General features: G+C 63.9%; 8 protein-coding genes. 7 read left to right on the top strand and 1 reads right to left on the bottom strand.

What is annotated here, in order from left to right:
• The first annotated feature begins 13 nt into the window (after positions 1–13).
• The 7 genes from nusG (at position 14) to rpoC (ending at position 11,395) form a co-directional block, all read left to right on the top strand.
• Complete coding sequence (gene nusG / locus KA419_08900; protein ID MBP7866058.1) at positions 14–547, top strand: transcription termination/antitermination protein NusG; 534 nt, start codon at positions 14–16, stop codon at positions 545–547.
• A 9-nt stretch (positions 548–556) separates the two neighbouring features.
• Positions 557–982, top strand: coding sequence for a 50S ribosomal protein L11 (gene rplK, locus KA419_08895; protein MBP7866057.1), 426 nt, complete (start codon positions 557–559; stop codon positions 980–982).
• 11 nt (positions 983–993) lie between these two features.
• On the top strand, positions 994–1,698 hold the full coding sequence (locus KA419_08890; GenBank protein ID MBP7866056.1) for a 50S ribosomal protein L1: 705 nt from the start codon (positions 994–996) through the stop codon (positions 1,696–1,698).
• Positions 1,699–1,700: 2 nt separating this feature from the next.
• The gene (locus KA419_08885) at positions 1,701–2,234 is read left to right on the top strand and encodes a 50S ribosomal protein L10 (protein ID MBP7866055.1); all 534 of its coding nucleotides are present in this window, start codon (positions 1,701–1,703) and stop codon (positions 2,232–2,234) included.
• A 33-nt stretch (positions 2,235–2,267) separates the two neighbouring features.
• Complete coding sequence (gene rplL / locus KA419_08880; protein MBP7866054.1) at positions 2,268–2,651, top strand: 50S ribosomal protein L7/L12; 384 nt, start codon at positions 2,268–2,270, stop codon at positions 2,649–2,651.
• Positions 2,652–2,978: 327 nt separating this feature from the next.
• The gene (rpoB, locus tag KA419_08875) at positions 2,979–7,127 is read left to right on the top strand and encodes a DNA-directed RNA polymerase subunit beta (protein MBP7866053.1); all 4,149 of its coding nucleotides are present in this window, start codon (positions 2,979–2,981) and stop codon (positions 7,125–7,127) included.
• A 62-nt stretch (positions 7,128–7,189) separates the two neighbouring features.
• Positions 7,190–11,395: a DNA-directed RNA polymerase subunit beta' gene (gene rpoC, locus KA419_08870; protein MBP7866052.1), complete on the top strand. Its 4,206-nt coding sequence runs from the start codon at positions 7,190–7,192 to the stop codon at positions 11,393–11,395.
• Positions 11,396–12,243: 848 nt separating this feature from the next.
• Here rpoC and KA419_08865 read toward each other — a convergent pair.
• Complete coding sequence (locus KA419_08865) at positions 12,244–12,678, bottom strand: DUF2304 domain-containing protein (GenBank protein ID MBP7866051.1); 435 nt, start codon at positions 12,676–12,678, stop codon at positions 12,244–12,246.
• Positions 12,679–12,789: the final 111 nt, after the last annotated feature.

Raw genomic sequence — 12,789 nt, 5'->3', positions numbered from 1 at the left:
TCCGGAACACGCGATGGGCGACAAGAAGTGGTACATCATTCACACGTATAGCGGCTTCGAGCGCCGGGTCGCCGAGACCCTGATGAACCGCATCCAGGTGGCCGGCCGCGAGGAAGTCGTCGGCCAGATCCTCATCCCCACGGAAGACCTCGTGGAGATGAAGAGCGGCAAGAAGGTCGTCACGTCGCGGATCGTCTACCCGGGCTACGTCCTGGTGGAAATCGAGATGTCCGACGAGATCTGGCACCTCATCCGGTCCATCCCGCGCGTGACGGGGTTCATCAGCTCCGGGGGCAAGCCCACCGCCCTGACCGAGGACGAGGTCAACCAGTTGATGAACACCATCGTGGTCTCCTCCGAGAAGCCCCGGCCGAAGTTCAAGTTCGACAAGGGCGAAACGGTCAAGATCACCGACGGTCCCTTCGCCAACTTCGTCGGTGTCGTGGACGACGTCAACGAGGAGAAGAACACCCTCAAGGTCTCGGTCACCATCTTCGGCCGACAGACCCCGGTGGAACTCGATTTTCTCCAGGTGGAAAAAATTTAAGGAGCATCCATGGCCAAGAAGGTTGTAGCACAGGTCAAATTGCAGATACCCGCCGGGCAGGCGACCCCGGCGCCCCCGGTCGGGCCCGCCCTCGGGCAGCACGGGGTCAACATCATGGACTTCTGCAAGAATTACAACGCCAAGACCCAGAAGGATTCCGGGCTGATCATCCCCGTGGTGATCACGGTCTACCAGGACAAGTCCTACACCTTCGTCCTGAAGACCCCTCCCGCCGCCGTCCTTCTCAAGCAGGCCGCCAAGCTGGCGAAGGGGTCCGCCGAGCCGAACAAGAACAAGGTCGCCAAGCTGAGCATGGACCAGGTTCGGGACATCGCCAAGATCAAGCTGCCCGACCTGAACTGCTACGACCTTGACGCCGCCGTCAAGATCGTCATGGGCACCGCCCGCAGCATGGGAATCGAAATCATTCAGTAGAGGTGAGATCCGTGGCCAGACATGGAAAAAAATACAACAATGCGAGCAAGCGGATCGAAGCGCGGGAATACGAGATCAACGAAGCCCTCGGCCTGATCAAGTCCATCGCCTTCGCGAAGTTCGACGAGACCCTGGAACTCTCCCTCCGGCTGGGCGTCAACCCGAAGCACGCCGACCAGATGGTCCGCGGGACGGTGGTTCTGCCCAACGGCCTCGGGAAGACCAAGAAGGTGGCGGTCATCACGTCCGCCGACAAGCTGAAGGACGCCCAGGACGCCGGGGCCGACGAGGTCGGCGGCGAGGACCTGGTCGATCGGATCTCCAAGGGTTACCTGGATTTCGATGCTCTCATCGCGACCCCCGACATGATGAAGTTCGTCGGCAAACTCGGGAAAGTGCTGGGGCCCCGGGGCCTGATGCCCAACCCGAAGACCGGTACGGTGACCACCGAGGTGGCCAGGGCCGTCACGGAGATCAAGGCCGGCAAGGTCGAGTTCCGCGTCGACAAGACCGGGATCGTCCACGCCCCGGTCGGGAAGATCTCCTTCGAACTGGACAAGCTCGAGGCGAACGCCCTCGCCCTCATCGAGGCCATCGTCCGGGCCAAGCCGGCCACCGCCAAGGGCCGCTACATTCGCAGCGTTTACGCCGCATCCACCATGGGGCCCGGCGTTCCCATCTCCCTGGCGTCCATTGATAAAATCGGGAGGAAATAGCCGTGAAACGCACCGAGAAAGAAACACTGAAAGACCAGCTCCACAGCATTTTCGCCCAGAACGCGAACGCCGTGGTCTTCAGCTTCTCCAAGCTCAAGGCCAACGATTCGGCCGCGCTCCGGCGCAAGCTCCGCGACGCCAACTGCACCTACCGGGTGGTGAAGAACACCCTGGCGCGCATCGCCGCCAAGGACACCCCCATGGAACAACTGGTCCCCAACTTCCAGGGAAGCACCGCCATCGCTTACTGCGAGGCCGACCCCATCACCCTGGCCAAGATCTTCAAGGACTTCTCCAAGGACAACAAGGCATTCACCTACAAGTCCATCCTGGTGGATGGGAAAGTATATAAGGGCGAAGACCTGGACGCCGTGGCGTCCATGCCCAGCAAGCCCCAATTGATCTCCCAGTTGATGTTCCTGCTGAATCATCCCATCACGTCGCTGGCGCGTGTTCTCCAGGCCCCGCTGCGCGATCTGTGCCTGGTCATGAAAGAGGTCAAGAAGGAATCCTGTGCCGCGCCCGACTCGAACTAGATAAAAAAATACTGGAGGTATCGTATAATGGCTATCAGCAGAGAAGAGGTCCTGAGCTGGATCGAGCAAGCTTCCATGATGGAGATTTCCGCACTCGTGAAAGACATTGAAACGAAGTTCGGGGTTTCCGCCGCCGCCGCCGCCCCCATGATGATGGGCGCGATGCCGGGTGCCGCCGCCGCCGCTGCCGCCCCGGTCGAAGAGAAGACCGAGTTCGACGTCATCCTGTCCGACGTGGGCGCCGAGAAGATCAAGGTGATCAAGGTCGTCCGCGAGGTCACCAACCTCGGCCTGAAAGAGGCCAAGGACCTGGTCGAGAGCGCTCCCAAGCCGATCAAGGAAGCCGTTCAGAAGGAAGAGGCCGAGAGCATCCGGAAGAAATTCGAGGAAGTTGGCGCGAAGGTCACCATCAAGTAGCAAACCGCAACCATCCGTTCATTTTGGGAATGAAAGGGAGGCGTCTCCCTTTCATTCCGTTCATTCTTGAGTCTTTTCCGAGGCTTGAAAAGGAAACCTTGTCCGAGCGTATTCGGGATCTGACAAAGGTTCGTCCGCAGCTTGCCGGGGCCCGCCCCCGACCGACCCCATATTGCCCCTCCGACAATTTTTTCTGGGAGATAGGACACCATGCCGACTAGTCAAACGCCTGTCAGCGAAAGGTATAATTTCGGAAAGATCACGACTTCCGTCCCCATCCCGAACCTGCTCGAAATCCAGATGAAGTCGTACACCACGTTCCTCCAGATGGACCTGCTCCCCCAGGAGCGGGAGGACATCGGCATCCAGGCCGTGTTCAACTCCATCTTCCCCATCGAGGACTTCCGCGGTGCCGCTTCGCTGGAATTCGTGAGCTACACCCTGGGCAACTGGGAGTGCAAGTGCGGCGCGCTGGTCGGCATCGAGCACCTCCGCTCCGTCTGCGCGGAATGCGGGTCTCCCATCGTCACCAACCCGCAGCACCTCGGCCACATCATCTGCCCGCAGTGCGGGGCGCGCAACGAGAACCGGTACTCCCGGTGCGAGGCCTGCGGCGACCCGGTGGAGCTGAAGATCAAGTACGGCATCGAGGAGTGCATCGACCGGGGCATGAACTACTCCGTCCCCCTCAAGGTCACCGTCCGTCTGGTGCTGTGGGACGTGGACGAGGAAACGAAGTCCAAGACCATCCGCGACGTCAAGGAGCAGGAAGTCTTCTTCGGGGAGATCCCCCTGATGACCACCCGCGGGACCTTCATCATCAACGGGACCGAGCGGGTGATCGTCAGCCAGCTCCACCGCTCCCCCGGGGTCTTCTTCGAGACGGAGCCCGAAAAGCACTACTTCCTCGGGAAGATCATCCCCTACCGCGGGTCCTGGGTGGAGTTCGAGTTCGACTACAAGAACATCCTCACCATCCGCATCGACCGCAAGCGCAAGCTCCTGGCCACCATCTTCCTCCGCGCCCTGGGCTACCAGACCGACGAGGAGATCCTGAACCTGTTCTACACCCCGATCCCGCTCCAGCTCAAGGACGGCAAGATCATCCGGCAACTCGACGAGACCCTGGTGGGGTGCAAGCTCCGCCAGAGCCTGGTCCACCCCGACGACAGCACCGACGTCATCTACAAGATGGGCGAGCGGTTCAACATCGGCCACCTGGAGGACCTCCGGGACGCGGGGTACCAGGAGCTCTACCTGAACTCCGACGACCTCCACGGGGCGATCCTGCTCAACGACATCATCAACATGGAAACCGGCGAGATCGTGGGGGAGGCCAACCGGCCCGTCAACGCCACCCTGATCAACGAACTGATCCGGAACGGCATCGCCCAGGTCAACGTCTGCTTCCCCGAGTTCGACCCCAGCGGCCCGCCCGTCTCCGAGACCCTGCGGAAGGACCCCATCTCCAACGCGGAGGACGCCCTGATCGAGTTCTACAAGAAGCTCCGGCCGGGCGATCCCCCGACCCTGGAGGTGGCCGCGGCCATGTTCCAGGGGATGTTCTTCGACCCGAAACGCTACGACCTCTCCCGCGTGGGCCGGCTCAAGTCCAACCTCAAGCTGGACAAGAGCGACCCCCTCGACCAGCGGATCCTCCTTCACAGCGACTTCATCGACGTCCTCCGGTACCTGCTGCTCCTCTCCACGGGCCGCGGCGAGCCCGACGACATCGACCACCTGGGGAACCGGCGCATCCGGGCCGTGGGCGAACTGCTGGAGAACCAGTTCCGGATCGGCCTGGTCCGCATGGAGCGGGCGATCAAGGAAAAGATGTCCGTGTACCAGGAACTGACCTCGGTGATGCCTCACGACCTGATCAACTCGAAACCGGTCGTGGCGGCCCTCAAGGAGTTCTTCGGTTCCTCCCAGCTCTCCCAGTTCATGGACCAGACCAACCCGTTGTCGGAGATCACGCACAAGCGGCGCCTCTCCGCCCTCGGCCCCGGCGGTCTCTCCCGGGAGCGGGCCGGGTTCGAGGTCCGCGACGTGCACACCAGCCACTACGGCCGCCTGTGCCCGATCGAGACCCCGGAAGGCCCCAACATCGGCCTGATCAGTTCCCTGTCCTGCTTCTCCCGGATCAACGAGTTCGGGTTCATCGAGTCCCCCTACCGCAAGGTGGAGAACGGCACGGTCATCGACTACGTCCGCATCATCGACCGGGGCGACACCGAGTTCAAGATCGGCCAGACCGTGGAGCAGCGCGTGGCGGACAAGGCCAACGACGCCTTGCGGAAAAAGAAGAAGACCCCGGCGCTTTACGAGATCCAGCCCTTCTACATGACCGCGTGGAACGAGGAGAAGTTCGTCATCGCCCAGTCCTCGGTCAAGCTGGACGACAACAATTACATCACCGACGAGCACATCGACGCCCGGAAAGGCGGGAACTTCATCCTGGCCCACCGGGACGACGTGAACTTCATCGACGTCTCCCCCAAGCAGCTGGTGAGCGTGGCCGCGTCCCTCATCCCCTTCCTCGAGCACGACGACGCCAACCGCGCCCTCATGGGGTCCAACATGCAGCGCCAGGCGGTCCCGCTGCTCGTGACCGAGTCCCCCCTGGTGGGAACGGGCATGGAGGCCATCGCCGCCCGGGACTCGGGGGCCGTGGTGCTGGCGGAGCGCGACGGGGTGATCGACCGCGTGGACGCCCAGCGCATCATCGTCCGTGTCACGGGCGGTCCGGACGAGTCGTACAAGGGCAAGGAAGCCGGCGTCGACATCTACCCCCTCAACAAGTTCAAGCGCTCGAACCAGAACACCTGCATCAACCAGAAGCCCCTGGCCCGCAAGGGGAACTGGGTCCGCAAGGGCCAGGTCATCGCCGACGGCCAGTGCACCGACGACGGCGAACTGGCCCTCGGCCGCAACGTCCTGGCGGCCTTCATGCCGTGGGGCGGGTACAACTTCGAGGACGCGATCCTGATCAACGAAAAGCTGGTCCGGGAGGACGTCTACACCTCCATCCACATCGAGGAACTCGAGATCGAGGCGAGAGAGACGAAGCTCGGGTCCGAGGAGATCACCCGCGACATCCCCAACGTCAGCGAGAAGGCCCTCAAGGACCTGGACGACAGCGGCGTCATCCGGATCGGCGCCTCCGTCAAGCCGGGGAGCATCCTGGTGGGGAAGGTCACGCCCAAGAGCGAGACCCAGCTCTCCCCCGAGGAAAAGCTCCTGCGCGCCATCTTCGGCGACAAGGCGAGCGACGTCAAGGACAACTCCCTCAAGTGCCCCCCGGGGATCGAGGGGATCGTGGTGGACGTCAAGATGTTCACCCGCAAGGGGGTCAGCAAGGACCTCCGGGCCCTGGAGATCGAGCACGACCAGGTGGAGAAGATGCGGTCCGACCTCGAGGAGCAGAAGCGCATCCTCGGGGAGGAGCGGGACAAGCTGATCGCGCACCTGTTCGAGGGGCAGACCCTCGCCAAGGCCTACAAGAACAAGGCGCTGGACGTCTCCATCGAGAAAGGCGAGCCCATGAGGGCCCAGGACCTCGAGCGCCTTCCCTTCGCCGAACTGAAGGCCCTCAAGCCCGAGAAGGGCGGACCCGAGATGATGCAGAACATCCGCCTCATCGAGGAACGCTTCAACAACAAGATCAAGGTCCTCACCGAGATCTTCGAGGACAAGAAGGACACCCTGGAGAAAGGCGACGAGCTGCCCCCCGGCGTCAACAAGCTGGTCAAGGTCTACATCGCCATGAAGCGGAAGATCTCCGTGGGCGACAAGATGGCCGGCCGCCACGGCAACAAGGGCGTCATCGCCAAGATCCTCCCGCCCGAGGACATGCCCCGGCTTCCCGACGGCACCCCCGTGGAGATCGTCCTGAACCCCCTCGGCGTCCCGTCCCGCATGAACGTGGGGCAGATCCTGGAAACCCACCTCGGGTGGGCCGGCAAGCTGCTGGGCCTGCGGTTCACGACGCCCGTCTTCGACGGCGCCCACGAGACCGAGATCCGCAACCTGCTGGTGAAGGCCGGGCTCGACCCCACCGGCAAGACCGTGCTCTACGACGGCAAGACCGGGGACCCCTTCGAGCAGAAGGTGACGGTGGGCTACATCTACATGATGAAGCTCTCCCACCTCGTGGACGACAAGATCCACGCCCGCTCCATCGGCCCCTACTCCCTGATCACCCAGCAGCCCCTGGGCGGGAAGGCCCAGTTCGGCGGCCAGCGCTTCGGCGAGATGGAGGTCTGGGCCCTGGAGGCCTACGGCGCCGCCCACATCCTGCAGGAACTCCTGACGGTGAAGTCCGACGACGTCCAGGGGCGGAACAAGATCTACGAGTCCATCGTCAAGAACAAGACCTCTTACACCCCGGGCATCCCGGAATCCTTCAACGTGCTCGTCCGCGAACTGCAGAGCCTGTGCCTCGACGTCGAGCTCATCAAGATCGTCGAAGACTGACGACTTCCCGATAAAGGAGAATTCCCTTGAGCCAAGCGTTTTATCGAGATGAAAAGCGGCGCCTGACCACCGATTTCGATTGCATCCGCCTCGGGGTGGCCAAGCCTGAAAAGATCATCAGCTGGTCGTACGGTGAAGTCAAGAAACCGGAAACCATCAATTACCGGACGTTCCGCCCGGAGCGGGACGGCCTGTTCTGCGCCAAGATCTTCGGCCCCGTCAACGACTGGGAGTGCCTCTGCGGGAAGTACAAGCGGATGAAGTACAAGGGGGTCGTCTGCGACAAGTGCGGCGTGGAGGTCACCCACTCCCGCGTCCGGCGCGAACGGATGGGGCACATCGTCCTCTCGTCGCCCTGCTCCCACGTCTGGTTCTTCAAGGGCCTGCCGAGCCGCATCGGGCAGCTCCTGGACATGACCCTCAAGAGCCTGGAGCGCGTGCTGTACTTCGAGTCCTACGTCGTGATCGAGCCCGGGCAGACGGGGCTCAAGGAGAAGGACCTGCTGGACGAGGAGAAGTTCCGGGAGATCCGCAAATCCTACACCGGCGACGATTTCCGTGCCGGGATGGGCGCCGAGGCCATCCGGGAGCTGCTCTCCCGGATCGACGTGGAGCAGCTCGCGAACGACCTGCGGGAGAAGATGCAGGTCGAGGTCTCCCACATGAAGCGGGCCAAGTACGCCAAGCGCCTCAAGGTGGTGGACTCCTTCCGCAAGTCGGGCAACCGGCCCGAGTGGATGATCCTGACCGTGGTCCCGGTCATCCCGCCCGAGCTTCGGCCCCTGGTGCCCCTCGACGGCGGCCGCTTCGCCACCTCCGACCTGAACGACCTCTACCGGCGCGTCCTCAACCGCAACAACCGCCTGAAGAAGCTGCTGGAACTCCGGGCGCCCGAGGTCATCATTCGCAACGAGAAGCGGATGCTCCAGGAAGCCGTGGACGCCCTCTTCGACAACGGGCGCCGCGGGCGGGTGATCCGGGGGTCCAACAACCGCCCCCTCAAGTCCCTCAGCGACAACCTCAAGGGGAAGCAGGGCCGGTTCCGCCAGAACCTCCTGGGCAAGCGCGTGGACTACTCGGGCCGCTCCGTCATCGTGGTGGGCCCCGAGCTGAAGCTCCACCAGTGCGGCCTGCCCAAGAAGATGGCCCTGGAGCTCTTCAAACCCTTCATCTACCAGCGGCTCGAGATCATGGGGTGCGCCCCGACCGTCAAGAGCGCCAAGGAGATGGTGGAACAGGAACACCCCGTGGTCTGGGACATCCTGGAGGAGGTCATCAAGGAGCACCCGGTGCTGCTCAACCGCGCCCCCACCCTTCACCGGCTCGGGATCCAGGCCTTCGAGCCCGTGCTCATCGAGGGGAAAGCCATCCAGATCCACCCCCTGGTGTGCGCGGCGTTCAACGCCGACTTCGACGGCGACCAGATGGCCGTCCACATCCCGCTGTCGCCCGAGGCGCAGCTCGAGGCCGCCATCCTGATGCTGTCGAGCCGCAACATCCTGTCGCCCGCCAGCGGCCGGCCCATCGCGGTGCCGTCCCAGGACATGGTGCTCGGGATCTACTACCTCACCAGCGTGAAGCCCCACGCCAGGGGCGCCGGCCGGATCTTCGGCGCCGTCGAGGAGGTCGTCTACGCCCTCGAGAACCGGCACGTCGAGCTGAACACGCCGATCTACTTCCGCTACTCCGGCCAGCTCATCGACCTGGCCCGCTACTACAACGACCAGGACATCATGGAGGCCGGGATCCGGGAGGTGGAGAGCGAGTACCTGGACACCACCGTCGGCCGCGTGATCTTCAACGACCGCCTCCCCGCCGAGGTCCCGTTCATCAACGGCGTCCTGAAGAAGGAAGGCCTCAAGAACCTCTGCCACTACAGCATTCTCAACCACTCCCAGGACACCACGATCCGGCTGCTGGACGACCTCAAGAACACCGGGTTCCTCTACGCCACCCGGGCGGGCATCTCCATCGGCTTCGAGGACCTGGTCGTCCCGGAGAAGAAGCAGAAGCTCGTTGACCGGGCCAAGAAGGAGGTCATCGCCGTCGAGAACATGTACCTGGAAGGCCGGATCTCCAACGGCGAGCGCTACAACAAGGTCGTCGACATCTGGTCCAACGTCACCGACCGCGTGGCCGACGAGATGTTCACTTCCATGGAGAAGAAGGAACGCGAGACCGGCGCCTTCAACCCCATCGCCGTCATGGCCGCTTCCGGCGCCCGCGGCAGCAAGCAGCAGATCCGCCAGCTCGCGGGGATGCGCGGCCTCATGGCCAAGCCCTCGGGCGAGATCATCGAGACCCCCATCACCTCCAACTTCCGGGAAGGCCTGACGGTGCTGCAGTACTTCATCTCCACCCACGGCGCCCGCAAGGGCCTCGCGGACACGGCGCTGAAGACCGCCGACTCCGGCTACCTGACCCGGCGCCTCGTGGACGTGGCCCAGGACGTCATCATCAGCATGGAGGACTGCGGGACCCTCGACGGCGTCGAGATCAAGTCCATCGTGGAAGGGGGCGAGACCATCGAGTCCCTGCGCGACCGCATCGTCGGCCGCGTCGCCCTGGAGGACATCCAGGATCCCATCACCGGCGAGAACATCGTCTCCCGGAACGAGGAGATCACCGAGTACCTCGCCGGGCAGCTCCAGTCCGCCGGCATCGAGACCGTCAACATCCGGTCGGTGCTGACCTGCAAGGCGTCCCGGGGCGTCTGCATCAAGTGCTACGGCCGCAACCTGGGCACCGGAAAGCTGGTGGAGCTCGGCGAGGCCACCGGGGTCATCGCCGCCCAGTCCATCGGCGAGCCGGGCACCCAGCTCACCATGCGGACCTTCCACATCGGCGGCACGGCGTCGAAGGTCGAGGCCCAGTCCACCATCGTCACCAAGAACCCCGGCAAGGTCTCCTTCCGGGGGATCCAGTACATCGTCAACACCCAGGGCACCCTGACGGTCATGAACCGCAGCGGGAACATCATCATCGAGGACGAGAAGGGGCGCGACAAGGAACGCTACCCGGTCGTCTACGGCGCCCGCATCCTGGTCAAGGACGGCGACATCATCGAGCCCGGCACCAAGATCGTGGAGTGGGACCCCTTCTCCACGGTGCTGCTCACCGAGGCGTCGGGCACGGTCCGCTTCAAGGACATCCTGCCCGACGAGACGGTCAAGGAGGAAAAGGACGAGGTCTCGCTGAAGTCCACCATGGTCATCATCGACTCGTCCGACGAGAAGCTGCAGCCCCAGATCGAGATCCTGGACGACGAGGGGAAGGTCCTCCACGCCTACCTGCTCCCGTCCAAGTCCCACCTGGCGGCCAACGACGGCGACCGGGTGAGCGCGGGCGACATCCTGGCCAAGATCCCCAAGGAATCCACCAAGACCAAGGACATCACCGGCGGCCTGCCGCGGGTCGTGGAACTCTTCGAGGCCCGCAAGCCCAAGAACCCCGCCGTCATCACCCAGGTGGACGGCAAGGTCCACTTCGGCGGCATCGTCCGCGGCCAGCGCAAGATCATCATCCGCACCCCGCACGGCGACGAGCGGGAGTACTTCGTGCCCCGCGGCGCCCACATCACCGTCCAGGAAGGTGAGGAGATCAAGGCCGGCACGGCCCTGGTCAACGGGCCCATCAACCCCCACGACATTCTCAACGTCCTGGGCGAGAAGGAACTGCAGAAGTACCTCCTCAACGAGATCCAGGAGGTCTACCGCCTGCAGGGCGTCCAGATCAACGACAAGCACATCGAGGTCATCATCCGGCAGATGATGCGCTGGATCCGCGTGGAGAACGTGGGCGACACCGACTTCTACTACGAGCAGCAGGTGGACAAGTTCCGCTTCCAGGAAGAGAACGAGCGGATGGTCCGGGAAGGCCGGCAGCCCGCCATCGGGCGGCCGCTCCTCCTCGGGATCACCAAGTCCTCCCTGTCCACCGACTCCTTCATCTCCGCGGCCTCCTTCCAGGAGACCACCCGGGTCCTCACCGAGGCCTCCATCGCCGGCCGCGTGGACCGTCTCATGGGGCTCAAGGAGAACGTCATCATGGGCCGCCTCATCCCCGCGGGGACCGGGTTCAAGCGTTACCGCCAGTTCCGGATCCTCACCGAGGAGCACTACGAGGAGGTCAAGGAAGACGAGCCCGACATGATCGACTTGGAGGAGATGGGCATGGACCTCGTCGCCGACATGGACGCCGACGACGACTTCGAGGGTGACGAGGGGCTCGACGGCCTGGACGCCGCCTTCGAGGACGACGAGGCCTGATCGTCCCCAACGCGTTGAATCCCGAACCGGCGCCCCGTGGCGCCGGTTTTTTTATGGGGGCGCTCACCCTTCCCGTTGGGTGCGGGACGGGAACAGACCGAAACCCCCGCCGGTTCTACACAGATTCATCCCCTGGCGGGGATGAAGAACGCCCCCACCTGGCGCATGCCCGAACCCCGCCAGTTGAATCTGAATGGACCGATGGGGAGTGCGGCGCGCAGGCCGCCGGAGTGACGGTGGGGGTGTCCTGGGGAGTGCGGCGCGGAGGTCTGACGGAGCGCCGCTTTTTGACAAACCCCAGGAGCAAGGCGCGCAGGTCGCCGGAGCGCCGTCTTTCCGACTGATCGGGCCGGGGAGAAAGGGGGAGAGCGAGGGCGAGGGCGATAGCGAGACCGAGAGCGATACCGATACCGATACCGTAGTTCCCCTGGAGAGGCGAACTCCCACCGGTCGGAGCCCCATAAACCCGCCGCACCCCGGAGGGGTGCCGGAAATCGTTTCCCCCGCGCGCCGCCGGGGGTAAACCGTGCTCCGGAGCACCCTCCCGGACCGGCGGCGCGCGGGGGAAAACAATCTCTATAACTGCCTTTTCTACAAACATTTCACCCCTAACGGGGTGAAGGCGCAGAGGGCATGATCCCGGCGGGGCGAGGGCGCGGCGGGTACGATCCTGACGGGGTGAAGACGCGGCGGGTACGATCCCGGCGGGGCGAGGGCGCGGCGGGTACGATCCTGACGGGGTGAAGACGCGGCGGGTACGATCCCGGCGGGGTGGGGACGCGGCAGGCACGCCCCACACGGGGTGATGACGCGGCGGGTACGATCCCGGTTGCCTTTCGAGACCACGGTTACCGGGCGACGTCCCGGGAAGAGCGCAGGTCCTCTATGTCCTTTGGGTCCCCCGTGATCGAAGGCGGCGTCCCGGGCGACACCCGCGCCTCCAGGAGCGCGAGTTGCTGGGCCAGGATCTGGATCTGCTTGTTCTGTTTCGAGACCACCAGGGTCAGGTGGAGCACCATGACGAAGAGGAACAGGATGGCCAGGAAGAAGATCAGGGACGGCGGGTAGAAGACGCCCATCCACGCGGCGAAGCGGTCGATCCAGTGATAGGAGAGGATGAGGACCTCGGCGACGACGATGCACAGGAGCCACAGCAGCGAGTATTTCTCCTTGAGCCGCTCCCGTCGGAGGAAGGAGAGGATCATGAAGAGGGCAAGCAGGTTGGCGATGGATGCCACGAGCTGCAGGGCCGTCATGGCGGGCTCCTCGATCAAGGGGTTCACGGGCCGTCCGGCGCCGTGCGGCTATTTCAACACAAAGCGCCCCTCCTTCCAAGATTTTTCCGTTTTCCGCCAGGGCCCCGGCTCGTTTTCGCGGCCGGCGGGAGCCGGTCA

This window comes from Acidobacteriota bacterium (assembly GCA_018001935.1).
Taxonomy (GTDB): Bacteria; Acidobacteriota; JAAYUB01; order JAAYUB01; family JAAYUB01; genus JAGNHB01.
This window is presented reverse-complemented; position numbering and strand designations above follow the sequence as displayed.